The sequence below is a fragment of the uncultured Sphingomonas sp. genome (assembly GCF_936927845.1).
Lineage (GTDB): Bacteria > Pseudomonadota > Alphaproteobacteria > Sphingomonadales > Sphingomonadaceae > Sphingomonas.
This window is the reverse complement of sequence record NZ_CAKZHV010000007.1, coordinates 25,461-47,990: the sequence shown is the minus strand read 5'-3', so window position 1 is coordinate 47,990 and position 22,530 is coordinate 25,461. Positions and strand designations below refer to the sequence as shown.

The window sequence follows — 22,530 nt, the reverse complement described above, 5'->3', positions numbered from 1 at the left end:
AGGGACGGGATCGAACCGCCGACACTGCGATTTTCAGTCGCATGCTCTACCAACTGAGCTACCTGGGCCGGACCGCGCTATCGGCGGTGAGCGGCGTCCTTAGTCGGCGTTTCCCGGGCTGTCCAGCGCTTCTTCGTCAGCGGCAGGGCCGGGGATGCGATAACCCTCGCCCAGCCATTGCAACAGGTCGCGGTCCTTGCAGCCGCGGCTGCAGAAGGGGGTGTGGGGCGGGACGGCGGGAGCGGCGCAGATCGGGCAGCGGGCGGCGGTCATGCGCTCAATATAGGCGTGCGGCCGGTGCGCTGCACCAGTTCGTCGCGCCACATGGATCGTGTGTCGAGGTATGCGTGGACGGCGGGCGACAGGCGATGCGCGTTCGGTGCGCCGGGCGGGGTTCGCTCGATCTGGCGCAACGCCGCGCGGGTCGCGGCGGCGACGGGATCGTCGTGCAGCAGCTCGGGCAGCGAGGCGCGCGGGCGCGGGCGGACGATCTGGAGGAAACCGAAGCCATTGACCGCGGTACGCTCGAACGGCGGCGCCAGATGCGCGTCGATCGCGGCGGCGACCGCGTGGCGTGCGGCCTTGCCGGTGACCGTCGGAAAGTCGATGCCGATCGATCCGCCGATCGCATGCCTGCGGATCGCGAGCGCCACCACGACAGCGGCGCGCTGTGCCAGCGCGTCGAGCGGGCCGTCGCCGTCGACGTCGAACAGCGTCATCGCGGGCGTCGGTGACATCCTGAGCGCGCCGCCGGCGAAAGCGATCTCGCCGCTCATCGCCTCGTCGAGTACCTCGGACCAGCCAGCCTGTTCGAGCCGATCGAACTCGTGCGCGCGCAGGTGGTGCACCGGATGCCCGCTGGCCGTGATGCGCGCGTGCAGGTCCGGACCGGGCATCGGGGCGGCATCGCTCACGCGCGCGCGCGCGCGCTTGGCACGGCCGGGCTCAGGGATCGCCTCGCGCGTGATCTCGATTGTCAGCGCGGCGCCGAGCGTCACCCCCGCGGGTCGCCGGTCGAGCATCACCTGCTCGCCGGTGTCGAGCGTGGCGAGCTGGAACTCGGTGAGGCGCGCACGCGCGACGGTGCCGAGCCGCAGCCGGTCGGGCAGTTCGATGCGTGCGGCAAGGATATGGTCGTCGTGGACCAGCGCGGCGCGCGCCTCGCCGATGCCGTCCTCGTAGAGCCAGTGTGGCCCAGTCATGAAGCCGTCAGGCAAAGATGCCGGCGGTGACGAGCAGGGCGCGTGTCTCGAACAGCGGCAGGCCGACGACGCCCGAATGACTGCCCGACAGGAAGCGGACCCAGCCCTCGGCGCGCCCCTGGATCGCGTAGCCACCCGCCTTGCCCAGGCCCTCGCCGCACGCGACGTACGCATCGATCTCGCGCGCGGTGAGCGGCTTGAACGCGACGATCGTGTCGGCGAGCCGCGTCCGCTCGGTGCCGTGCGCGTCGATCACGCAGACCGCGGAGAGCGCGTGGTGGCGGCGGCCCGACAGCGCCGCGAGCAGGTCGCGCTGGATCGCCTCGCTCGTCGCGGGCGGCAGAATGCGGCGGCCGAGTGCGATCGTGGTGTCGCCGGCGAGCACGACTTCACCCTCGCCGCGGGTGACGGCGCGTGCCTTCTCCACCGCCAGGCGCAGCGCATAGGCGCGCGGCAGCTCGCCTTTCAGCGGCGTTTCATCGATCTCGGGCGCGGCGACACGATCGGGCGCGGCGCCCAGACGCGCGAGCAGGTCGCGCCGGCGCGGCGAGGAGGAAGCGAGGACGAGCGGCATGAAAGACACGGGCGGAAACCGCCCGCTAGATTATTGCGGGCCGGGGCCGCCGCGGCCGGGCATGAAGCGGTATGTGATCCGCCCCTTGGTCAGGTCGTACGGGGTCAGTTCGACCAGCACCTCGTCGCCGACGAGCACGCGGATGCGGTTCTTGCGCATCTTGCCCGCGGTATGACCGAGGATTTCGTGATCGTTCTCGAGCCGGACGCGGAACATCGCGTTGGGCAGCAGCTCGACCACCTGGCCGCGCATTTCGAGGAGTTCTTCTTTCGCCAAACGGTGTCTCTTTCGGGATTGGACGTGCGCGCCCTTAGCCGACGAGCGAGGAAAAGGGAAGGAGCGACGGACAAGCAACAAGGACCGGACCCGCGCGTGGAGAGTCCGGTCAACTCCATCGATATGGGCGCTCGGCCACGATCGGACAAGGCGAGCGGCGGCTGACACCGCGTCCTTGCCCGAGCTGCTCTCAGCCCACACCGCCCGCTAGCGCGGCGAGCAGCAGCAGCGCGACGATGTTGGTGATCTTGATCATCGGATTGACCGCGGGGCCGGCGGTGTCCTTGTACGGGTCGCCAACGGTGTCGCCCGTCACCGCAGCCTTGTGCGCGTCCGATCCCTTGCCGCCGTGGTTGCCGTCCTCGATGTATTTCTTGGCATTGTCCCACGCGCCGCCACCCGAGGTCATCGACAGCGCGACGAACAGGCCGGAGACGATGACGCCCAAGAGCATCGCACCGACCGCGGCAAAGGCGCTTGCCTGTCCGTCGACCGCGCGCACGATGAAGTAGAGCACCAGGGGCGAGAGGACGGGTAGCAGCGAGGGTACGATCATCTCGCGGATCGCGGCGCGGGTGACGAGGTCGACGGTGCGGCCGTAGTTCGGGCGGCTGGTGCCCTGCATGATGCCGGGATTGTCGCGGAACTGTCTGCGAACCTCCTCGACCACAGCGCCCGCCGCGCGGCCGACCGCCGTCATCCCGAACGCGCCGAACAGATATGGCAGCAACGCGCCGAGCAGCAGGCCGACGATGACGTACGGGTTGGACAGGCTGAAATCGACCGTCAGGTCAGGAAAATAGGTCGCGAGGTCGGTGGTGTAAGCGCCGAACAGGACCAGCGCGGCGAGGCCCGCAGAGCCGATCGCATAGCCCTTGGTCACCGCCTTGGTCGTGTTGCCGACCGCGTCGAGCGCGTCGGTTCGCGCGCGCACCTCGTCCTCAAGCCCCGCCATCTCGGCAATACCGCCGGCATTGTCGGTGACGGGACCGTAGGCGTCGAGCGCGACGACCATGCCCGCGAGCGCCAGCATCGCGGTCGCACCAAAGGCGATGCCGATGATTCCGGCTAGCTTGTAGGCGGCGATGACGGCGATGACGATGACGATCGTCGGCAGCGCGGTCGCCTCCAGGCTGATCGCGAGGCCCTGGATCACGTTGGTGCCGTGGCCTGTCTCCGACGCCTTGGCGATCGACTTGACCGGGCGATAGTTGGTGCCGGTGTAATATTCGGTGATCCAGACGATCAGCCCGGTGACCGCGAGGCCGATCAGCATGCACCAGAACAGGTCGTTGCCGGTGAACGAGGCGAGCGTGCCGCCGGCCTGCGTCGCAGCCTCCGCGCCCGTCGTCAGATCGTCGCCCGCGGGGTCGAGGAAGCCCGCGCCGCCGATCACCGCGTTCATGTCGCCCAATGTCCAGCGCGTCACCGCGTAGATCGCCGGGATCGACAGCAACGCCGAGGTCCAGAACCCCTTGTAGAGCGCGCCCATGATCGACCCGCCGCGCCCCAGCCGCACCATGTAGGTGCCCAGGATCGAGGTCACGATGCAGACGCCGCCGACGATCAGCGGCAGGCTCATCAACCGGAGCAGTTCGACCGCGTCCGCGCGGATGAGGAGCGCGATCGAGATCATCGTGACGCCCAAGGTGACCACGTACGTCTCGAACAGGTCGGCGGCCATGCCGGCGCAATCGCCGACATTGTCGCCGACGTTGTCGGCGATCACCGCGGGGTTGCGCGGATCGTCCTCCGGGATACCGGCCTCGACCTTGCCGACCAAGTCCGCGCCGACATCCGCCGCCTTGGTAAAGATGCCGCCGCCCAGCCGCGCGAAGATCGAGATCAGCGACGCGCCAAACGCGAGCGCAGTCAAAGCTTCGACGATCGCGCGGTCGTTGGGGGCGCGCCCGCCGGGGCCGACGAGATACCAGAAGAAGCCCGCGATCGCGAGCAGGCCGAGCCCGGCAACGAGCATGCCCGTGACCGCGCCTGAGCGGAACGCAGTGGTGAGCCCGCCCTGCAAGCTGCCCCGCGCGGCCTCGGCGGTGCGCACGTTGGCGCGGACCGAGATGTTCATGCCCACATAGCCCGCGGCCCCCGACAGCAGCGCGCCGATGACGAAGCCGGTGGTCGACAGCGTGCCGAGCGTCACGAACAACACGGCTGCGACGATCACGCCGACGATCGCGATGGTGGTATATTGCCGGCCGAGATACGCCTTGGCGCCCTCCTGAATCGCCGCCGCGATGTCCTGCATCTTGTCGTTGCCGGCGGGTTGTCGCAGCACCTGGCCGCTGGTGAGGATGCCATAGGCCACGGCCACCAGGCCGCAGAGGATGGCGACATAGACGCTCGTCATGCCCGTTCTTCCCTCCTATTTTCACGAACGGCGCGTTTGTTCGCTCGCGCTCGCCCGCCGCAGAAGGGGCACCCAACGACGCGTTAAGTCAAGCGCTGTGCTGATAACCCAGATGGTCGGGCAGGCGAACGGCCATGCCGCGATCGGTCAGCGACAGCCCGGCCCCGGCCGCGAAGCGTCCGGCCAGAGTGGCGGGCGCGGGCGGTGTCCAGTCGAGGGGGGCGGCGAACAGCAGTTCGTAATCGTCGCCCGCGGTCGCGGCGGCGAGCGCGTCGAGCCCGTAGGCGCGGGCCGCGGGCGACAGCGGCACCGCGTCGAGCTCGACCGTCACCGACAACCCACTCGCTTCCGCCATCCGCGTCGCGTCGAGCAGCAGGCCGTCGGACACGTCCATCATCGCGTGAACGTGGGGCGCGAGCGTACGACCTACGGCGAGCCGCGGCGTCGGTCGGCGATAGCGCGCGAGCAGATAGGCCTCGTCGTCGCCGCGCGCTTCGCCGCGACGCGCGATCGCGAGCCCCGGTGCGGCGTCGCCGATCGTGCCGGTGACCCACAAGCCGTCGCCGGCGCGCGCGCCCGAGCGCGTCGGCGCGGGCGCGTCGGCACCGAACGCCGTGAGCGTCAGCACCCGCGGCGCACCGCGCGGCAGCGTCACCGTGTCGCCGCCGAGCAGTCGCGCATCGAACCGCGCGAGCACCTCGCCGAACCCGCGTAGGAACGCGTCGTCCCACGCCGCGTCAGACAGCGGATAGTTGAGCAGCACGCCCTCGACCCGCGCGCCCTTGGCGGCGAGATCGGACAGGTTGGTCGCGACCAACCGCCACGCGACATCGCCTGCCGGGTCGGAGGCGAGGAAATGAACACCCTCCACCATCGTATCGGTGGAAACGACCAGCCCGGCGAGCTGCGCCGTATCGTCGCGCAAGCCCCCTGCGCCGGGATGGAGCGGCAACGCGCGCAGCCGATCGAGAAACGCGCGCTCGTCCACGCTCAATTCTCCTCGATGCGGCGATCCTCGTCGCCCGACACGGTCAACTGGCGCCAGTCGAGCGCTTCCTGGAGCAGCAGGTAGGTGTCGCTGCTGATCGCCTGATCGCAGCGCAGCGCTTCCAGCCGCTCGCGCTGTGCCAGCACCGCCGCGATCGCAAGGCCGTGGCGGCGGTTGAGCGTGTCACGGTCCTTGCCCGACACGCCGTCGCGAATGTCCCGATATTCGCGCCGCAACTGCTCGGCGGCATCGCCCGGCTCGCCCTCCAGCCGCGCCAGCGCTGCCTCGGCCAGGTCGAGGCGGGCGTGGTCGATCTCCGCCTTTGCCTCCTGCTCGCGCCCGATCCCCAGCGCGCGGATCAAGGGCGTCAGCGTGGCGCCCTGGATCACCACGGTTGCCAGCACCACCGCGAAGGCGGCGAGCACCACCGTGTCGCGCTGCGGAAACGCGGCGGGCAGCGCGAAGGCGGTGGCGAGCGTCACCAGTCCGCGCATCCCCGACCAGCCGATCAGGAACGTTTCGGCCAGGCTGATCTGCTTCATCTGCTGCCCGCGGCGCACGCGCCACAGCACGACGCCGCGGTAACCGAACGCGATCAGCAATCGCGTCATGACCACCCCCAGCACGACCCACAAGGCGAGCCAGCCGGCGTTGATCAGTTCCTGCCCCGACATCGCGGCCGGGATGTTGCGCGCCTGCTCGCCCATCAGCAGGAACGCGAACACGTTCAACAGGAACACGACCGTGGTCCACACCGCGTAGGAGTGGACGCGCATCCGCGGCGAGCTGCCGCCGCCCGCGCTCGCCGCGATCGTCATCGCGCTCGCAACCGTCGCCAGCACCGCGGACAGGCCCAGATGCTCGGCGACGATCCAGGCGATAAAGGCGTGGAGAAACTGCAGCAACGTGCCGCCGACCGTGTTCTCGACGTGCGGCTGCACCCGCCGGACGAGCAGACCGTAGGCGATGCCGAACAGGATGCCGCCGGGCGCCGCCAGCGCGAAGCGCACCCCCGTACCCCAGTCGAACGTGCCGCTCATCTGCGCGGCGAGCGCGGCGTTGAACAGCAGCAGCGCGGTTGCGTCGTTGAACAGGCTCTCGCCCTTCAACACCGCCTCGATCCGCTTGGCGACGGGCAGGTTGGTCAGCACCGCGGTTGCGGCGGCGGCGTCGGGCGGCGCGACGATCGCACCCAGCGTCAGCGCGGCGGCGACCGGCAGTCCGACCGTGTACCAGCCGATCCAGGCGACGAAACCAGCGGTCGCGAGCACCGCCAGCACTGCGTAGACGAACAATGGCAGCATCAGCCGCCGCGTCGCGCCGACGGGGAAATCGAACGCCGCATCGACCAGGATCGGCGCGATGAACAGCGCGAGCGCGGTCGCAGGATCGATCGACAGCACCGGCGCACCCGGGATCGCCGCCACCGCGACGCCCGCCGCCGCCATCACGGTCGGGTAGGGGAGCGACAAGCGCCGCGCGACCTGGAGCATCGCCACCGCGGCGAGCATCAGCGCGAGAAGGCTCTCGAAAAAGGTCACGAGCAGACGGTAATCGCGCGCGCCGCGATGTCACGCATCGCCGCGCCGGAAGCCCGCGCCCGCGTCAATCCTCGCGCCGTGCGCCGTCGAGCGCCCGCGTCGCCCGATCGCGCTCGGCCGCGTCACGCTGCTTCTCGGCCTTGGTGCGGCCGAAGGCTGCGCGGTTGCCGGCGGCGGTCGCCTGCGCGTCGGCACACAGCTTCGCCTTGCGCGCGCGGCGGAGGCTGACGACCTCGCCCATGGATCAGTCGGCTTTCGCCGGCGTCACGGGCGCACCCGCGCCGCGTACGTCCTTGGCGACCGCATCGAGGATGCCGTTGACGAAACCCTTCTCGCGGCGTTCGTAGAACGCGTCGGCGACGTCGATATATTCGCTGATCGATGCGCCCACGGGCACGTCGCTGCGCGCGAGCAGTTCGTAGGTGCCGACGCGCAGGATCGCCTTCATCGGCTTGTCGAGCCGGTCGAAACTCCACCCCGACGACAATCGCGCCGCGATCAGCCGGTCGATCTCGTCCAATCGCGCCTGCGTTCCCTTCACCAGGTCGTCGAAGAAGGCGGTGTCGGCGTCGGCATATTCGACGTCCTCGATCGTCGCACCCAGGCGGTGGTGGTGGAATTCGGTCAGCAGCTGGGGGATGTTCGTCCCCTCCATCTCGTGCTGGTACAGCGCCTGAACGGCGGCGAGGCGAGCGGCGGCGCGGGCGCGCGAACGGGCAGCGGTGCGGGACATAAGCGCCGGCGTGTAGCCGCGCGCGCACGTTTCGTCACCCCTCCGTCGCATCGCAACGTGCGCGCGCCCGGCTCGTTGGTGACGCATCGATCACGAGGAGGAACGATCATGGGCCTGTTCACCAAGGACATCAAAACCTTCGACGACCTGTTCCTGCACCAGTTGCAGGACGTGTATTACGCCGAGAACCAGATCACCAAGGCGCTGCCCAAGATGATCAGCAAGGCGAGCGACGCGGGATTGAAGGCGGGCTTCGAGCAGCATCTGAGCGAGACGCGCGGACAGATCGACCGGCTCGACCGCATCTTCGGCCTGATGGGCGAGAAGGCGAAGGGCGTCACCTGCCCGGCGATCGACGGCATCATCAAGGAAGCGGACGAGATCGCTGGCGAGATCGCCGACAAGGCGGTGCTCGACGCCGCATTGATCGCGGCGGCGCAGGCGGTCGAGCATTATGAGATCGCACGCTACGGCACGCTGATCGCCTGGGCCGAGCAGATGGGCCGCGGCGAGATCGCGTCGATCCTGAAGGAAACGCTGGCGGAGGAATATGCCACCGACGACAAGCTGACCGCGATGGCGACGGGCAAGGCCAATCGCGAGGCGGAGATGGCATCGGCGGGGTGAGCCGGAGTACACGTCCGTCATTCCGGCCTTGAGCCGGGATCCCGCTTCCTTTCGGCGTCCGGAGAAGAAGCGGGACCCCGGATCAGGTCCGGGGTGACGGGTGGTCAGGAGTTGGTCCTGATCCTGAGCGCGACCGATTTGGCGTGCGCGGGCAGCCCTTCCGCATTCGCGAGCGCGACCGTCGCGGGGCCGAGTTCGTTCAGTGCGCTCTCGTCGAGTTGCAGGAAGCTGGTCCGCTTCATGAAATCGGTGACGCCGAGCCCGCTGGCGAAGCGCGCGCGGCGCCCGGTTGGCAGGACGTGGTTGGGCCCGGCGACATAGTCGCCGATCGCCTCGGGCGTGTGGCGACCGAGAAAGGCGCTGCCGGCGTGGCGCAGGCGATCGAACAGCGCGCGGGGATCGTCGCATGCGAACTCGACGTGTTCGGGTGCAAGCCGGTCGACCAACGGGATCGCCTCGGCTAGGCTCGACACGACGATTACCGCGCCATTGTCCGCCCACGCGACGCGCGCGGTGGCGGCGGTCGGCAGCTCGGCGAGCTGGCGCTCGACCGCTGCCTCGACCGAGGCCGCGAAATGAGCGTCGTCGGTGAGCAGGATCGACTGCGTGGTGACGTCGTGCTCGGCCTGGCTGAGCAGGTCGGCGGCGATCCATTCGGGGTCGTTCTGCGCATCGGCGACGACGACGATCTCGCTCGGCCCCGCGACCATGTCGATGCCGACCACGCCGTAGACCTGGCGCTTCGCCTCCGCGACCCAGGCGTTGCCGGGGCCGGTGACGACGTCGACGCGCGCGATGCGGGGCGTGCCGTAGGCGAGCGCGGCGATCGCCTGCGCGCCGCCGACGCGCCAGACCTCGTCCGCGCCGACCAGATGCGCGGCGGCGAGAACGAGCGGATTGACCTCGCCATCGGGGGTCGGGGTGACGACCACCAGCCGTTCGACACCCGCGACGCGCGCGGGGATCGCGTTCATCAGCAGCGTGGAGGGGTAGGCCGCGCGTCCGCCCGGCACGTAGATGCCCGCCGCGTCGACCGCGCGCCACCGCGCGCCCAGCCGCACGCCCGCGGCGTCGGTGAAGTCGGTGTCGGTCGGGCGCTGGCGTTCGTGATAGGCGCGGATACGCGCGGCGGCGAGTTCGAGCGCGGCACGCAGCTCGGGCTCCAGCCCCTCGAAGGCGGCAGCACAGTCGGCTGCGTCGACGCGCCAGCCGGTGTCGTTCAGATCGTGGCGGTCGAGCTTCTGCGTGAAGGCGTGGAGCGCGGCGTCACCATCGTCGCGCACCGCGCGGATGATCGTCGACACGTCGCGCGCGACATCGACCGACGTTTCGCGCCGATCGTCGACCAGTGCGGCGAAGGCGGCCTCGAACCCCGCGTCGCTGGCGTCGAGATGGATCATGCCGCTACCTCTTGTGAAGCCGCGGCGCGGCGGAACGCCTCCACCAGCGGGAAGACGTGCGCGCGCGTCTTCATCGCGGCGCGATTGACGACCAGCCGCGCCGACACGTCGAGGATCGGCTCGACCTCGACCAGCCCGTTCTCCTTGAGCGTCCGCCCCGATGAGACGAGGTCGACGATGCGCGGCGCGAGGCCGAGCAGCGGGGCGAGCTCCATCGCGCCGTTCAGCTTGATGCACTCGGCCTGGACGCCACGGCGCGCGAAATGCTGCGCGGTCAAATGCGGGTATTTGGTCGCGACGCGGACGTGGCTCCATCCGCGCGGGTCGTCGTGCTCGGCGAGTGCGGCGGGTTCCGCGACCGACAGGCGGCAATGGCCGATCCGCAGGTCAACGGGGGCGTAGAGTTCGTGATAGTCGAACTCGGCGAGCACGTCCGACCCGACGATACCGAGCTGCGCCGCGCCGTGCGCGACGAAGGTCGCGACGTCGAACGCGCGCACCCGGATCAAGGCGATGCGCGGGTCCTGCGTCGCGAAGCGGAGCGCACGGCTGTTCTCGTCGGAGAAGGCGGCCTCGGGCACGACGCCCGCGCGCGCGAGCAGCGGCAGCGCCTCGGCGAGGATACGGCCCTTGGGCACCGCGATGACGGTCACGTCTTGCTGGTCGGCTGGCATGATGCGCGGGCTTTACGAGCGCCGGGGAGGGGGCGCAATGTCGCGCAACGGGACAGGAGACGCGCGATGGCGAACGAGGCGGAGAACCGGGCGGCGTTCGAGGTGCAGGCGGGTTACTGCGACGCGATGGCGGCACCGATCACCGCGCGCGTGTCGCGTGCGCTCGGTCGCGCGCTGACGCGGGAAACGCAGGTCGGGCGACGCGTGCTCGACTGGCCGGGCGAGCCGGTGGCGGACGCGCTGGTGCTACGGCTGATCGGCGGGCTGCACGCACTTCATCGACGTGGTGCAGACGCGGCGTTGTCGCAGGTGTTTACCGGCACGATCACGAACGAACAGGCGATCGACGCGGTGCTGGCGGGCGCCGTTGCGCGCCACGATGCGACATTGCTGCCGTGGCTCGACGGTCCACCGCAGACCAACGAGGCGGCGCGCTCGGCAGGGTTGATGACGGGGCTGCTGCACGTTGCGGAGCGCTTTGGTCCGCAGGTCGAGGTGTTGGAGATCGGGTCGAGTGCCGGGCTGAACCTGCTGATCGGACGGATGCGCTTCGATCTCGGCGGCGTGCAGGTCGGACCTCCCGGCTCACCGCTCTCGATCAAGCCCGAATGGCGCGGGCCACCACCGCCCGCGATGACGGTCAGCGTTACGCACGCGCGCGGCGTCGACATCGCGCCCGTCGACGTTTCAGACCCGCGCGCGGCGGAGCGCTTGCAGGGCTATGTCTGGGTCGACGCCGGCGAGCGGCAGGCGCGGCTCGACGCGGCGATCGCGACCGTGCGCGCGCACGGCGTCGATCTGGTACAAGGCGATGCCGCCGACTGGGTCGAGGCGCGCCTTGCCGAGCCGCAGGCGGCGGGCGTGACGCGCGTGCTGATGCATTCGGTGGTGTGGCAATATCTGCCGGTGGAGGGTCAGGCGCGCATCCGCGACGCGATGGAGGCGGCGGGCGCACGCGCGAGCGTGGAGCGGCCGCTCGCCTGGGTGATGATGGAGCCCAACCGCGATCTTCACCGCCACGAGGTGCGCGTGCGGTGCTGGCCCGGCGACACCCCGATGGAGCTGGTTGCGCTCACCCACGCGCACGGTGCCTGGGTCGAAGGGCTCGCTCCGCCGTACGAGACGCGCGATTACGTCATGCGGCGCGAGGCGACTGAGGCGCGCTAACGCGGTTGCGCGTGGAGCGCCTGCGTCGCGGGGCCGATCGCGGCACCACGCGCAACGACGCTCGCCGCCATAAAGGTCGTGCCCAGCGCCATGAAGCGGCGCGGCGTGGTGCCAAGGAACGTGTTGGCATCGCGCAGGAAATGCGACGCGTCATAGTAACTGCTGTCGATCAGGTGATAGGCCATCGGCTCACCCGAGCGCAGCAGCGTGACAAACGAGCGCAAGAAGCGCGCGCGCCGGAGCAGCAATTTGGGCGGCATGCCGAAGGCGTGAATGGCGATACGGCGCAGCGTCGTCGCGGGCAGCGCCAGCCGCTCGGCCGCGTCCGCGATCTCGATCACGCCGTCGACCAGCATCAATTCGGTGAAGCCGCGGATCGCGTCCTCGTGTGGGTGGCGCTGCGTGAACAAGGGCGCGAGGATCGCGTCGAGCGTCGGCGCGATCAGCGTTTCGTCATCGAGCGCGCTCAATTCCTCCACCATCTGCTGCGCGATGCCGGGGTGAAGCAGTTGACCGAGCGGCACGACGCGATTGTGGAACGTGCCCGCGGGCCGCGCGAACATCCGCACCCAGCCGAGCGCGGTCAGTCCGATGCCGGCCTGGATGCCGCCCGTGGTGGAGGCGCGAAGCGCGTTGCTGGTCGCGCCGTACAGGCTGACGGGCGCGGGCGCGAAACGGTGGTTGCGGATCTGGATCTCGACCGGCCCGGCATCCAGCAGCACGCAGATCATCGGCGGCGCGGGCAGGAACCAGTTGATCATCTCCGCCCGCTCGCTCGCCGCATAGGTGGCATAGCCGCTGACGAGTTCGCGCAGGTCGGCCGCGGGTAGATCGTAGCGGATCGCGCAGCCGGGCGGCATCGCGAACGCCGTCGCCGCGACGCCCGGACGGTTGGTGCCGCCGCGCATGTCTTCCGCTCTCATCTAACCCCTACCGCGTGCGCGTACGTTGAAGCAGTCCCTTCCATCCGCTCTGGCGACAATGGCAACCTGGATCAAGCCAGTCACCGTTCTCCGTCAGGGATAGCTGACCGTTTTCGGGACCTCGGGGATCGGGATCCATTCCTTGTCGTCGCCGGGTACCGCGGCGAATTCGCCCGCCTTCCACGCGCGGCGCGCCTCGCGGATGCGGTCGCGCGACGAGGAAACGAAATTCCACCATACGTGGCGTGGGGTCGAAAAGGCCGCGCCGCCCGCCAGCATGACGCGACCGCCCGTGTCTGACCTGAGCGTCGCCGCGGTGCCGGGGCGGAGCACGTAGAGCCGCTGCGGCTCCAGCGTCATGCCGTCGAGCGTCGCCTGCCCCTGTGCCAGATACACCGCGCGCTCGTCGGTCGAATGGTCGATCGGCACGCTGCCGCCCGCGTCCAGCGTGATGTCGGCGTAGATCGTGTCGGCCCAGGTCGTGGTCGGCGCGCGTTCGCCCCAGAGCGACCCCATGATGACCCGCGCGCGGGCGCCCGCGTAGGCAATCTCGGGCAGCGCCTCGGCCGACACATGCTCGAACGCGGGGTCGTGCTCCTCCAGATGGTCGGGCAGTGCCAGCCAGGTCTGGATGCCCGCAAGTGCCGGGCCGCCGGCGCGCACGTCCTGCGGCGAACGCTCCGAATGGACGATGCCCGAGCCGGCGGTCATCAGATTCACCGCGCCCGGCGTGATGCGCACGTCGCTGCCGAGCGAATCGCGGTGCTGGAAGGCGCCGTCGAACAGGTAGGTGACCGTCGACAAGCCAATATGCGGGTGCGGACGCACGTCGACGCCGTCGCCAGGCGGCAGATGCGCGGGGCCCATCTGGTCGAAGAACAGGAACGGGCCGACCATTGTCCGGTCCTTGTGCGGCAGCGTGCGATAAACCTTGAACCCGCCCAGATCGTGCGTCGCGGGCGCAAGCGTCTGGAGGATCAGCGCGCTGCCGTCATTGGGTGGCGTGGACATCGGTTTCCTCCAGCATGGCAAGCAGATCAGCGGGATAGATCACTTCGGGCCAGTCCGCGAGTTCGTCGCGCGCGAACCAGCGCGCCTCCGCCATCAGTTCGCGTTCCTGTTCGGTCAGTGCGGCACCGGACACGTCGTGCGCGTCGACGTCGACGCGGAACCAGCGTTCGTCATCGGTCACCTCCACGCGGTCGAAGGTCAGGAAATCGATCACGCGCCGCGCGACCTGCGGGCCGCAGTCGCAATCCAAGCCGGTTTCCTCCCACAATTCGCGCCGCGCCGCCGCCTCGTAGCTCTCGCCCGGATCGACCGCGCCGCCGGGCGTACACCACAAGGGCGCGCGGTCGGGCGGGGTGAAACGGAACAGCAGCACACGGCTGCGCGCATCGACCAGCAGGATGCGCGCGGCCGGACGCGGCACGCGCGTGATCGTCGCGCTCACCCCCTTACTCGCCATCGAGTTCGGGATAATGGCGGAAGATACCCTGTTCGTTGAATGCGATGCGGCGCGCGCTGCCGAGATAGGCGTGCACGCCCGGCAGCTTGGCGACCAGATCGTGGACGCGCGCGAGTGCGGGGTAGCGGGGTGCCAGCGTCGCCATCCGGCGCGGCAACATGTAGCGCAGCCCCTCAATCAACTGAAAGATCGAGGTGTCGGCATAGGTCCAGCGGTGATCGATCATCCACGGCCCGTCGTTGCACTCGGCGGCTTCCTCGAAATGGTCGAGGTATTTGACCATCCGCTCGTCGCGGAACTGTTTTGCGGCGCGCGCGGCCTCCGCTTTCTGATCGTCGTAATAGTCCATGACCGCGACCGGATGGTGAACGTTGTGCGCCTCCGCCACTATGTCCGCGATCGTGAGCTGCAATTGGTGCACCCAGTAGCGGTCGGCGATCGCCGACGGCGCCAGGTCGCGGCGATCGCCGAGGTAGAGCAGGATGTTCGCCACCTGCGCGATCACCAGCCCGTCGATCTCGAGATAGGGCGGAGCGAACGGTGCGCGTCCGGCGCGCGCCGCCAGATCGGCGATCAGCGCCTCGGTTCCTTCCGCCCGTGCGCCATCCTCGTAATCGATCCCTGCCGCCTCCAACGCCAGGCGGACAAACTCGCCGCGCCCCTGGATGTGCGGCCAGTACCACAGCCGCGGCTTCATCGCCCGATGTCCGATTGCCCGATGCCCGCTACCTCAACGTTCGGCGCGCGGGCCTCGATCGCTAGCGCGTGGATATGCTCGGCGAGCAGGTCGGCCAGCGCGCGATTGACCAGCCGTTGCTGCGCGACGCGTGACTGGCCCGTGAACGCCGCGCTCTCGATCACGACGCGGAAATGGCTCTCGCCCGATCCGTCGTCGCCCATGTGGCCGCGGTGCTGCGCGCTCTCGTTGATCACGCGCAGGTGCGTCGGCGACAGCGCGGCGGTCAGCCGCTCGATCATCGCGCGCTCGACGGGGCCGGCGTTCGAGTCGGCATCGGAGGCAGTGGCAGGGTCGTTCATGCGCCCCATATAGGCGGTTTTCGCGGGAAAGGCGCCAGGCTCGATCATCGTGACCGTCAAGAAGGACAGACCCAACACGCGGTTCCACGGCCGCGTCGAGAACAGCGAGCGTGGCTGCGACCATCCCGGCTGCGCCGAAGCGGGCGAGTTCCGCGCGCCCCCGCTGGAAGGCCCGGGGAGCGCCGACGGACCGCCCCGCTTCCGCTGGTTCTGCCTCGACCATGTCCGCGCGTTCAACGCCGGCTACAATTACTTCGAGGGCATGACCGCCGACGAAATCCACCGCGCGCAAAGACCGACTGCCGGGTGGGAGCGCGAAACCCGCGCGTTCGCGCGCGCAGGGCAGGGCGATCACCCGCCGCGCTGGGCCGATTTCGCCGACCCGCTCGACGCGATCGGCGCGCGTTTTCGCCGCACGGTCGCGCTCGAGCGGCGCGACGGCAAGCCGTTGTCGGGCGAGGATCGCCGCAGCCTCGACGTGCTCGGCCTCGCGCCCGACGCCGATCGCCCCGCCTTGCGCAAACGCTATTCCGAGCTGGTCCGCAAATATCACCCCGACCGCAACGGCGGCGACCGCAGCCACGAGGATCGGCTGAGCAAGGTGATCGCCGCTTATCAGCAACTACGCCAGGCGCCCGCCTTCGCCTGACCGCGCTACGCGCCAGCCTCGCCGCCCGCCGCGATCGAGAACGGACCCCAGCCGTGCCCGTCAAGATCCTCAAACGCGCGGCTGTACATGAAGCCGAGATCCTCGGGCTCGTGCAGCTCGCGCCCACCCGCGGCGAGCGCCGCTTGCGTGATCGCATCGACCTCTGCGCGATTGCCTAGGCCCAGCGCCAGCAACGCCCCCGTCTCGGTGAACGGATCGATGATCCGCTTGGACGTGAAGGTCGCGAACAGATCGTGGCTGAGCAACATGACGTTGATCGCCTCCGACCACCGCATCGCGGCACCCTGGTCGCTGGAGAATTGCTCGTTCTTCTCGAAGCCGAGTGCCTTGTAGAACGCGGTGGCGCGCGCCACGTCGGTCACCGGCAGGTTGACGAAAATCGTGCGCGTCATTACAGCGTCTCCGGCGCGAGTTGCCCGCGGAGGGTCAGGATGCGCCTTTGACGGGCGAAAGCAACCATTCGTGCTCGGTCAAGGTGGGGCAACCCGGCGGCCCCCGACGCGTTATCCCACCCGTTCCACTTGCCGGCGCAGGCCGGGCCGACGCCCACGCCGGGTTGACGCGAACGCGATCCCTTCGCACTGATTGCGGCAACTCATAACAAGCGGCTCAAGCTCGATGAACGATCTCTCCAACACCCAGCCCGACAGCCGGGACAGCACGATCATGGACGCGCCCGACAAGATGGTCGGCGTGCGCGAGCTGTTCGGGATCGACAGCGACATGGAGGTGCCCGCCTTCTCCGACGCCGACGAGCGCGTGCCCGATCTCGACCCCGCATATGTGTTTGACCCCGATACGACGCTCGCGATCCTGGCGGGCTTCGCGCACAACCGCCGCGTGATGGTGCAGGGCTATCACGGCACCGGCAAGTCGAGCCACATCGAGCAGGTGGCCGCGCGGCTGAAATGGCCGTGCATCCGCATCAACCTCGACGCGCACATCAGCCGCATCGACCTGATCGGGCGCGACGCGATCGTGCTGCGCGAAGGCCAGCAGGTAACCGAGTTCCGCGAAGGCCTGCTGCCTTGGGCGCTGCAGACGCCGACCGCGCTCGTCTTTGACGAATATGACGCCGGCCGCCCCGACGTGATGTTTGTAATTCAGCGCGTGCTCGAAACAGAGGGCAAGCTGACCTTGCTCGACCAGAACCGCGTGCTGCGACCGAACCCGTGGTTCCGCCTGTTCGCGACCGCCAACACGGTGGGTCTCGGCGACACCAGCGGCCTCTATCACGGTACGCAGCAGATCAACCAGGGTCAGATGGACCGCTGGAACATCGTCGTCACCTTGAACTATCTGCCGGCCGCGACCGAGGCGAACATCGTGCTCGCCAAATCGGGCGAGTATGACAAGCCCGAGGGCAAGAAGACGGTCGAGAACATGGTCCGCGTGGCCGACCTGACGCGCAAGGGTTTCATCAACGGCGACATCTCGACCGTCATGAGCCCGCGTACCGTCATCACCTGGGCGCAGAACACCTTGATCTTCAAGGACGTCGGCTTCGCCTTCCGCCTGTCGTTCCTCAACAAGTGCGACGACGCCGAGCGGCCGCTGGTCGCGGAATATTATCAGCGCGTGTTCGGGAAGGACTTGCCCGAGAGCGTGGCGGCCAGGGCGTAGTCGCATGACGCGGGCCGAGGCATTGAACAGGCTGCGATCCCACCGTGCGTCGCTGCACGCGATGGGGATCGAGCATGTCGCGATCTTCGGCTCGACCGCGCGCGACGAGGCGACGCCGACCTCGGACCTCGACTTGTTCGTCACCTTCCGGCGCGATGTTCAATTGGGTTGGGACTATCTCGATCTGGACGAGCGGATCGGGCAATTGTTGGGCGTGCCGGTGGACCTGGTCTCCGATCCCGACCGCCGGCCCCGGCTGAAGGCTGCTATAGAACGTGACCGCGTTGATGCTTTCTGAACGCACAACGGATCGGTTGCGTGACATAATCGAGGACGCACGGCGGATCGAGACGTTCATTGATGGCATGACGCTTGACGATTTTCTCGCGAGCGAGAAGACGCTGTTTGCGGTTGAGCGGTTGCTGCAGCGGATCACCGAGGCCGCAATCCAGATCGATCCGTCGGATGCGGCGGTGCTGGGCCGTGACCTGCCGATCGACAAGATGCGCGGGTTGGGTAATCGGCTGCGCCACGAGTACCGCGATCTGGATCGTGCGGTCGTGTTCGAAATCGCGCGCATCGACGTGCCTGCGCTGGCCGTGGCGGCGGACATGGCGATTGAGAGTGGACTGACTGATGGCGACTGATACCCCGCTCGACCGGTTCAAGGCGGTCCTTGGCGGCACCGCGCGCGCGTTGTCGGATGAGGCGGAGGTGGAGCTTGCCTTCACCGCCGACGCGCCCTCGGCGTCGGGCAAGCACATCCGCGTGCCGATGCCCGCGCGCTCGCTCCCCGCCGATCAGGTGGCGGAAGCGCGCGGGTTCGCCGACGCGTTTGCGCTGCGGTTGAAGCATCACGACACCGCGCTCCATGCGCGCGGTGCGCCGGTCGAGGCGGTGGCGCGCGCGGTGTACGATGCGGTCGAGACCGCGCGGGTCGAGGCGCTCGGCAGCCGCGGTTACGCGGGCATTACCGACAATCTCGCCACTGCGCTCGACGTGCGGCTGCGCTCCGACCCGATCACGCGTGCACGGCAGCAGAGCGAGGTGCCGCTGTCGACCGCGCTCGGATTGATGGTGCGTGAGGCGCTGACCGGCCTTCCGTCGCCGGTCGCGAGCGAACCCGGCCTCGCGCTGGTGCGCGACTGGGTCGGTGAGCGCGTCGATCTGGACGCCCTGTCGCTCGTGCTCGATGATCAGCGCGCGTTCCAGGGCCTGGCGCGCAAGCTGCTCGAGGACCTCGAACTCGTCGAGGGCGAGCAGGTGCCCGAGGAGAGCGACGAGGAAGGCGGCGAGGACGAGGCCGGCGGCGAGGGCGAGGACAGCGACGAGGCCGATGAGGGCGAGGTCCAGGGCAGCGAAGGCGAGGCGCAGACCGAAGCCCGCGGCGAGGAACGCCAGTCGGACGAGCAGGACGGCGAGGGGCAGGAAACCGACGGCGACGACATGGACGACGTCGACGGCGAACCCGGCGACGAGGGCGAGGAGGGGATGCAGCCCGTCCGCCCCAATCGCCCGCCCGCCGATCACATGCCGCAGTTCGACTATAAGGTGTGGTCGACGCAGTTCGACGAGGTCGTGGCGGCGACCGACCTGTGCGACGCCGACGAATTGGTACGGCTGCGCGGTTATCTCGACCAGCAGCTCGTTCACCTGCAATCAACCGTGTCGAAGCTCGCCAATCGTTTGCAGCGGCGATTGATGGCGCAGCAGTCGCGTTCGTGGGATTTCGACCAGGAGGAAGGGCTGCTCGACGCCGCGCGACTGGCGCGCGTCGTCACCGCGCCGGGTCAGTCGCTCAGCTACAAGATCGAGCGCGATACCGAGTTTCGCGACACGGTGGTCACGCTGTTGATCGATAATTCGGGGTCGATGCGCGGGCGTCCGATCTCGATCGCGGCGATCAGCGCGGACATTCTCGCGCGCACGCTCGAGCGCTGCGGCGTCAAGACCGAGATCTTGGGCTTCACCACGCGCGCGTGGAAGGGCGGACAGAGTCGCGAGACGTGGCTGTCGGCAGGTCGTCCGCCGCAGCCCGGCCGGCTCAACGACGTGCGTCACATCGTCTACAAGAAGGCTGACGAGCCGTGGCGGCGCGCGCGCACCTCGCTTGGGCTGATGATGCGCGAAGGGCTGCTGAAAGAGAATATCGACGGCGAGGCGCTGATGTGGGCGCACGCGCGGATGATGGCGCGGCCCGAGGAGCGTCGCATCCTGATGGTCATCTCCGACGGCGCGCCGGTCGACGATTCGACGCTCAGCGTCAATTCGGGCAGCTATCTGGAGCGTCATCTGCGCCAGGTGATCGACTGGATCGAGCGCCGCTCGCCGGTCGAGCTGGTCGCGATCGGCATCGGCCACGACGTGACGCGCTATTACAGCCGCGCGGTGACGATCATGGACGCCGAGCAACTGGGCGGCACGATCATCGAACAGCTCGCGGCGCTGTTCGACGCCGAGTGAGCGGCACCGCCGGGCCGATCGTCGCGCCGCCCGGCGGGTTCGTCGGGCCGGTCAAACGCTCGATCACGATCGCGGGGCATCAGACTTCGATCAGCCTCGAACCCTTGTTCTGGCACGCGCTCGAACAGGCCGCAGTGGCGCGTGCGCTGCCCCTGTCGGCGCTCGTCGCGCAGGTCGACGCGGTTCGGATCACCGCGCCCGACGCGCCCAATCTCGCCAGCGCGCTACGAACCTGGATCCTGGCACAATCGCGCGACAAAGATGCGATTGGATCGCATTAGCGTTGACAGTGCGAGTGACTCTCAATAGCTGAACGCCCATCACAAGGGGGTTCGTTTCATGTCATCAGCCGCTTCGTCGTTTCTGGCGCTGTCGTGCATCGGCGTCATCGCCACCGCGCCCGCGATGGCCGAGGTACCGGTGCCGAGCAGCGACACGCGGGCGCAGGACGGCCGCGCGCAGATCGACCGCGACGACATCGTGGTCACTGGCACGCTGGAGGCCAAGCCTTCGGCGGTCGAAAGTCCCAAAGCCACCTCGGCGCTGATCGACACGCCGCAGACGATCACCGTCATCTCCGACCAGACGCTCAGAAAACAGAATCTACTGACGCTGCGCGACGCGTTGCAGACGATCCCCGGCATCACCTTCGGCGCGGGCGAGGGTGGCGGAGGCTACGGCGATTCGATCAACCTGCGCGGTTTTTCGGCCAACAACGACATCACGATCGACGGCGTCCGCGACAGCGCGCAATACAGCCGCACCGATCCGTTCAACCTTCAGCAGATCGAAGTCTACAACGGCGCCAATTCGGTCTTCAACGGATCGGGCAGCGTCGGCGGGACGATCAATCTCGTTAGCAAGGAACCGCGACCCGAGGACCTGACGATCGCGCAGGCCGCGATCGGCAGCGACGATTATCATCGCGCCGCGGTCGACGCCAACCAGCGCGTCGGCGATCTGGTCGCGGTGCGGCTGAACGGCGTGTACCACCGCAACGACGTGCCCGGGCGCGATATCGAGCGGATGAAGCGTTGGGGAGTCGCGCCCGCGGTGACGATCGGCATCGGCGCACCGACCAGCCTCACGCTCGCCTACGTTCATCAGGAGGATCGCAACACGCCGATCTACGGCGTCCCTTACTTCGCCACGCCGGTGAACGACGGCCCGCTGCCTGGCACCAGCCACTCCGATTATTACGGCATCGTCAATCTCGACCGGCAGGACGTAACGGTCGACCGGCTGACCGCGACCTTCCGTCACGCGGTCAACGATCAGATCGCGGTCCGCAACCTGACGCGGTGGCAGCGCGTCGGGCAGAACAGCGTGACGAGCGCGCCGCAGGGCCTCTTCTGCCTTGCCGGCACGAACCGTCAACCGGTGACGGCGGCGATCAACGGCACTGAAGGGGCGGCTTGCCCGAGCGGATTGCAGCCCGGTTTCTGGTCGCCATCGGGCCCGCGCGGATTGCTGCGCGAACAGGAGAACCAACTGCTGTTCAACCAGACCGACCTGCGGCTGGAGCATGGCAAGAAGGGCGGCGTGCGCAACGTCGCCAACATCGGGGTGGCGGGCACGATCGAGGATTACGACCTCGTGCAGGCATCGCTGACGCGCACTGCCGCGGGTGCTGCGGTCACGCTGCCGCCGCTCGGCATCGTTTCGCCCGACACGACCTATACCGGCCCGGTCAACCGCACCGTGACCGCGATCTCATCGGCGGAGTCGCGCAACCTGGCGGTCTACGCCTTCGACACGCTCGAACTCGGTCCGCTGTTCGAGCTGAACGGTGGCGTCAGGTGGGAGAGCAACCGCGCTACGTTCCGTGCGCACCCGCTCGCGTTCGTGCCGCCGGGTTCGATGCAGGTCACGCCGCTGGCGCAACTGCCGCAGGTCAGCCGCGAACGCTTGTTCTCCTACCGCGTCGGCGGCGTGTTCCACCCGGTCCGCGACGTCAGCGTCTACGCCGGTTACGGCAATGCGCGCACGCCCTCGTCGGCGACGGTGCGGCTGGGATGCGGCACGCTCGCGACCGCCGGCGCGGCCGATCCGTGCGCGGTCGCGCCCGAGACGGCGCGCAACTACGAGGTCGGCGTCAAGGCCGGGCTGTTCAGCCGCCGGTTGGAGCTGACCGCCGCCGCGTTCCGCAACGAACGCACCAACTACCGCGTGCCCTCCAACGACCCCGCGCTGCCTGCGTCGCTCCAGGTGCTCGACGGTCGCAGCCGCGTCGACGGCATCGCGCTGGGTGCGAGCGGCAACGTCACGCGCAACTGGACGATCTTCGCCAATTACACCTATCTCGATGGGCGGGTGCGGCAGTCGGTTTCGGATTATTGCCGCGCCAATCCGCGCGGGTCGGCCGCCAATCCGCTCGGCAACGGATGCACCAACTCGGTCGCGATCCCCGACCCGCAGGCGGGCAGTCGATTGGTGCAGACCCCCGAGCATTCGGGCAGCCTGTTCACCACCTATCGCCTGCCGTTCGGGTTGGAGCTCGGCTACGGGCTGACCTACCAGGGATCGTTCTACGCCAATGCGCCGGTGGTCGCCGCCGACAGCCAGATTGCGCCGCAATACAAGGTCGACGATTACCTGATCCACCGCGCGTACATGGCCTACAGCTTCCGCGAGGGCGTGACGCTGCAGCTGAACGTGCAGAATTTGACCGACGAGCGTTATTTCACCAGCGTGCGCAACAACGTCAACGCGACCAGCGGCGTCGTGACCGGCGGCTGGGCCGCGCCCGGCGACCGGCGGCAGGCGGTGCTGAGCCTGTTCTACAGTTTCTGACGCAGGAG

General features: G+C 68.7%; 26 protein-coding genes. 9 read left to right on the top strand and 17 right to left on the bottom strand.

Annotated features, from left to right (window positions below):
* Positions 1-99: 99 nt before the first annotated feature.
* The 9 genes from yacG to nusB form a co-directional block, all read right to left on the bottom strand.
* A complete protein-coding gene (gene yacG, locus Q0579_RS02050) occupies positions 100-273 on the bottom strand; it encodes a DNA gyrase inhibitor YacG (RefSeq protein ID WP_298808606.1) in 174 nt (57 codons plus the stop codon).
* Positions 270-1,202, bottom strand: a complete 933-nt coding sequence (locus tag Q0579_RS02045; RefSeq protein WP_298808604.1) for a ribonuclease — start codon at positions 1,200-1,202, stop codon at positions 270-272. The genes yacG and Q0579_RS02045 overlap by 4 nt, the downstream gene beginning before the upstream one ends.
* Before the next feature lie 7 nt (positions 1,203-1,209).
* Positions 1,210-1,776 carry a nucleoside triphosphate pyrophosphatase gene (locus tag Q0579_RS02040; RefSeq protein ID WP_298808602.1) on the bottom strand — a complete coding sequence of 189 codons (567 nt, stop codon included), beginning with the start codon at positions 1,774-1,776 and terminating at the stop codon, positions 1,210-1,212.
* A gap of 30 nt (positions 1,777-1,806) precedes the next feature.
* Entirely contained in the window at positions 1,807-2,052 is a 246-nt protein-coding gene (gene infA, locus Q0579_RS02035; protein ID WP_026325702.1) for a translation initiation factor IF-1, read from the bottom strand.
* Positions 2,053-2,242: 190 nt separating this feature from the next.
* Entirely contained in the window at positions 2,243-4,414 is a 2,172-nt protein-coding gene (locus tag Q0579_RS02030; protein WP_298808599.1) for a sodium-translocating pyrophosphatase, read from the bottom strand.
* An 88-nt stretch (positions 4,415-4,502) separates the two neighbouring features.
* Positions 4,503-5,402 carry a thiamine-phosphate kinase gene (gene thiL, locus Q0579_RS02025; RefSeq protein ID WP_298808597.1) on the bottom strand — a complete coding sequence of 300 codons (900 nt, stop codon included), beginning with the start codon at positions 5,400-5,402 and terminating at the stop codon, positions 4,503-4,505.
* A gap of 2 nt (positions 5,403-5,404) precedes the next feature.
* Positions 5,405-6,943: a sodium:proton antiporter gene (locus Q0579_RS02020; RefSeq protein WP_298808595.1), complete on the bottom strand. Its 1,539-nt coding sequence runs from the start codon at positions 6,941-6,943 to the stop codon at positions 5,405-5,407.
* A gap of 64 nt (positions 6,944-7,007) precedes the next feature.
* The gene (locus Q0579_RS02015) at positions 7,008-7,184 is read right to left on the bottom strand and encodes a DUF4169 family protein (protein WP_298808593.1); all 177 of its coding nucleotides are present in this window, start codon (positions 7,182-7,184) and stop codon (positions 7,008-7,010) included.
* 3 nt (positions 7,185-7,187) lie between these two features.
* The gene (gene nusB / locus Q0579_RS02010; protein WP_298808591.1) at positions 7,188-7,676 is read right to left on the bottom strand and encodes a transcription antitermination factor NusB; all 489 of its coding nucleotides are present in this window, start codon (positions 7,674-7,676) and stop codon (positions 7,188-7,190) included.
* Positions 7,677-7,784: 108 nt separating this feature from the next.
* Here nusB and Q0579_RS02005 point away from each other — a divergent pair, with 108 nt between their 5' ends.
* Entirely contained in the window at positions 7,785-8,303 is a 519-nt protein-coding gene (locus Q0579_RS02005; RefSeq protein ID WP_298808590.1) for a ferritin-like domain-containing protein, read from the top strand.
* 104 nt (positions 8,304-8,407) lie between these two features.
* Here the strand turns inward: Q0579_RS02005 and hisD are convergent, their stop codons facing one another.
* Both hisD and hisG read right to left on the bottom strand, forming a co-directional pair.
* The gene (gene hisD / locus Q0579_RS02000) at positions 8,408-9,703 is read right to left on the bottom strand and encodes a histidinol dehydrogenase (protein WP_298808589.1); all 1,296 of its coding nucleotides are present in this window, start codon (positions 9,701-9,703) and stop codon (positions 8,408-8,410) included.
* Positions 9,700-10,377 (bottom strand): ATP phosphoribosyltransferase, encoded by a 678-nt coding sequence (hisG, locus tag Q0579_RS01995; RefSeq protein ID WP_298808588.1) that lies wholly within the window; start codon positions 10,375-10,377, stop codon positions 9,700-9,702. The genes hisD and hisG overlap by 4 nt, the downstream gene beginning before the upstream one ends.
* A 66-nt stretch (positions 10,378-10,443) precedes the next feature.
* On the opposite strand from hisG, the gene Q0579_RS01990 reads away from it, so the two are divergent.
* On the top strand, positions 10,444-11,544 hold the full coding sequence (locus Q0579_RS01990; protein WP_298808585.1) for a DUF2332 domain-containing protein: 1,101 nt from the start codon (positions 10,444-10,446) through the stop codon (positions 11,542-11,544).
* Here Q0579_RS01990 and Q0579_RS01985 read toward each other — a convergent pair.
* From Q0579_RS01985 to Q0579_RS01965, 5 genes are all read right to left on the bottom strand, one after another.
* Entirely contained in the window at positions 11,541-12,467 is a 927-nt protein-coding gene (locus Q0579_RS01985) for a helix-turn-helix domain-containing protein (protein ID WP_298808583.1), read from the bottom strand. The genes Q0579_RS01990 and Q0579_RS01985 overlap by 4 nt on opposite strands.
* Before the next feature lie 93 nt (positions 12,468-12,560).
* On the bottom strand, positions 12,561-13,478 hold the full coding sequence (locus Q0579_RS01980) for a pirin family protein (protein ID WP_298808580.1): 918 nt from the start codon (positions 13,476-13,478) through the stop codon (positions 12,561-12,563).
* Entirely contained in the window at positions 13,459-13,935 is a 477-nt protein-coding gene (locus Q0579_RS01975) for an NUDIX domain-containing protein (RefSeq protein ID WP_298808578.1), read from the bottom strand. Before Q0579_RS01975 ends, Q0579_RS01980 begins: the two co-directional genes overlap by 20 nt.
* Positions 13,925-14,632: a glutathione S-transferase gene (locus Q0579_RS01970; RefSeq protein WP_298808576.1), complete on the bottom strand. Its 708-nt coding sequence runs from the start codon at positions 14,630-14,632 to the stop codon at positions 13,925-13,927. The genes Q0579_RS01975 and Q0579_RS01970 overlap by 11 nt, the downstream gene beginning before the upstream one ends.
* Entirely contained in the window at positions 14,629-14,913 is a 285-nt protein-coding gene (locus Q0579_RS01965; protein WP_298808614.1) for a BolA family protein, read from the bottom strand. The genes Q0579_RS01970 and Q0579_RS01965 overlap by 4 nt, the downstream gene beginning before the upstream one ends.
* Before the next feature lie 109 nt (positions 14,914-15,022).
* Between Q0579_RS01965 and Q0579_RS01960 the strand changes: the two genes are divergently transcribed.
* On the top strand, positions 15,023-15,622 hold the full coding sequence (locus Q0579_RS01960; RefSeq protein WP_298808575.1) for a J domain-containing protein: 600 nt from the start codon (positions 15,023-15,025) through the stop codon (positions 15,620-15,622).
* 5 nt (positions 15,623-15,627) lie between these two features.
* On the opposite strand, the gene Q0579_RS01955 is transcribed toward Q0579_RS01960, so the two are convergent.
* Entirely contained in the window at positions 15,628-16,035 is a 408-nt protein-coding gene (locus Q0579_RS01955; RefSeq protein WP_298808574.1) for a VOC family protein, read from the bottom strand.
* 226 nt (positions 16,036-16,261) lie between these two features.
* Between Q0579_RS01955 and cobS the strand changes: the two genes are divergently transcribed.
* From cobS to Q0579_RS01925, 6 genes are read left to right on the top strand one after another with little or no spacing between them, the layout of a single operon-like run.
* Positions 16,262-17,266: a cobaltochelatase subunit CobS gene (cobS, locus tag Q0579_RS01950; RefSeq protein WP_298808572.1), complete on the top strand. Its 1,005-nt coding sequence runs from the start codon at positions 16,262-16,264 to the stop codon at positions 17,264-17,266.
* A gap of 4 nt (positions 17,267-17,270) precedes the next feature.
* Complete coding sequence (locus Q0579_RS01945; RefSeq protein ID WP_298808571.1) at positions 17,271-17,564, top strand: nucleotidyltransferase domain-containing protein; 294 nt, start codon at positions 17,271-17,273, stop codon at positions 17,562-17,564.
* Entirely contained in the window at positions 17,542-17,913 is a 372-nt protein-coding gene (locus Q0579_RS01940; RefSeq protein ID WP_298808569.1) for a HepT-like ribonuclease domain-containing protein, read from the top strand. Before Q0579_RS01945 ends, Q0579_RS01940 begins: the two co-directional genes overlap by 23 nt.
* Positions 17,903-19,729, top strand: coding sequence for a cobaltochelatase subunit CobT (gene cobT / locus Q0579_RS01935; protein ID WP_298808566.1), 1,827 nt, complete (start codon positions 17,903-17,905; stop codon positions 19,727-19,729). The genes Q0579_RS01940 and cobT overlap by 11 nt, the downstream gene beginning before the upstream one ends.
* The gene (locus Q0579_RS01930) at positions 19,726-20,010 is read left to right on the top strand and encodes a ribbon-helix-helix domain-containing protein (RefSeq protein WP_298275325.1); all 285 of its coding nucleotides are present in this window, start codon (positions 19,726-19,728) and stop codon (positions 20,008-20,010) included. The genes cobT and Q0579_RS01930 overlap by 4 nt, the downstream gene beginning before the upstream one ends.
* 58 nt (positions 20,011-20,068) lie before the next feature.
* Positions 20,069-22,522, top strand: a complete 2,454-nt coding sequence (locus Q0579_RS01925) for a TonB-dependent receptor (protein ID WP_298808563.1) — start codon at positions 20,069-20,071, stop codon at positions 22,520-22,522.
* Positions 22,523-22,530 lie beyond the last annotated feature (8 nt).

Excerpts from the sequence above, each read along its gene's own strand:
- Q0579_RS02015 (WP_298808593.1), bottom strand. The coding sequence starts at position 7,184 with ATGGGCGAGGTCGTCAGCCTCCGCCGCGCGCGCAAGGCGAAGCTGTGT.
- Q0579_RS01985 (WP_298808583.1), bottom strand. The coding sequence starts at position 12,467 with ATGAGAGCGGAAGACATGCGCGGCGGCACCAACCGTCCGGGCGTCGCG.
- Q0579_RS01990 (WP_298808585.1), top strand. The coding sequence starts at position 10,444 with ATGGCGAACGAGGCGGAGAACCGGGCGGCGTTCGAGGTGCAGGCGGGT.
- Q0579_RS02045 (WP_298808604.1), bottom strand. The coding sequence starts at position 1,202 with ATGACTGGGCCACACTGGCTCTACGAGGACGGCATCGGCGAGGCGCGC.
- hisD (WP_298808589.1), bottom strand. The coding sequence starts at position 9,703 with ATGATCCATCTCGACGCCAGCGACGCGGGGTTCGAGGCCGCCTTCGCC.
- Q0579_RS02005 (WP_298808590.1), top strand. The coding sequence starts at position 7,785 with ATGGGCCTGTTCACCAAGGACATCAAAACCTTCGACGACCTGTTCCTG.
- Q0579_RS01945 (WP_298808571.1), top strand. The coding sequence starts at position 17,271 with ATGACGCGGGCCGAGGCATTGAACAGGCTGCGATCCCACCGTGCGTCG.
- Q0579_RS02030 (WP_298808599.1), bottom strand. The coding sequence starts at position 4,414 with ATGACGAGCGTCTATGTCGCCATCCTCTGCGGCCTGGTGGCCGTGGCC.
- Q0579_RS01965 (WP_298808614.1), bottom strand. The coding sequence starts at position 14,913 with ATGATCGAGCGGCTGACCGCCGCGCTGTCGCCGACGCACCTGCGCGTG.
- Q0579_RS01975 (WP_298808578.1), bottom strand. The coding sequence starts at position 13,935 with ATGGCGAGTAAGGGGGTGAGCGCGACGATCACGCGCGTGCCGCGTCCG.
- Q0579_RS02040 (WP_298808602.1), bottom strand. The coding sequence starts at position 1,776 with ATGCCGCTCGTCCTCGCTTCCTCCTCGCCGCGCCGGCGCGACCTGCTC.
- Q0579_RS01980 (WP_298808580.1), bottom strand. The coding sequence starts at position 13,478 with ATGTCCACGCCACCCAATGACGGCAGCGCGCTGATCCTCCAGACGCTT.
- Q0579_RS01970 (WP_298808576.1), bottom strand. The coding sequence starts at position 14,632 with ATGAAGCCGCGGCTGTGGTACTGGCCGCACATCCAGGGGCGCGGCGAG.
- yacG (WP_298808606.1), bottom strand. The coding sequence starts at position 273 with ATGACCGCCGCCCGCTGCCCGATCTGCGCCGCTCCCGCCGTCCCGCCC.
- cobS (WP_298808572.1), top strand. The coding sequence starts at position 16,262 with ATGAACGATCTCTCCAACACCCAGCCCGACAGCCGGGACAGCACGATC.
- hisG (WP_298808588.1), bottom strand. The coding sequence starts at position 10,377 with ATGCCAGCCGACCAGCAAGACGTGACCGTCATCGCGGTGCCCAAGGGC.
- cobT (WP_298808566.1), top strand. The coding sequence starts at position 17,903 with ATGGCGACTGATACCCCGCTCGACCGGTTCAAGGCGGTCCTTGGCGGC.
- nusB (WP_298808591.1), bottom strand. The coding sequence starts at position 7,676 with ATGTCCCGCACCGCTGCCCGTTCGCGCGCCCGCGCCGCCGCTCGCCTC.
- Q0579_RS01955 (WP_298808574.1), bottom strand. The coding sequence starts at position 16,035 with ATGACGCGCACGATTTTCGTCAACCTGCCGGTGACCGACGTGGCGCGC.
- Q0579_RS01925 (WP_298808563.1), top strand. The coding sequence starts at position 20,069 with ATGTCATCAGCCGCTTCGTCGTTTCTGGCGCTGTCGTGCATCGGCGTC.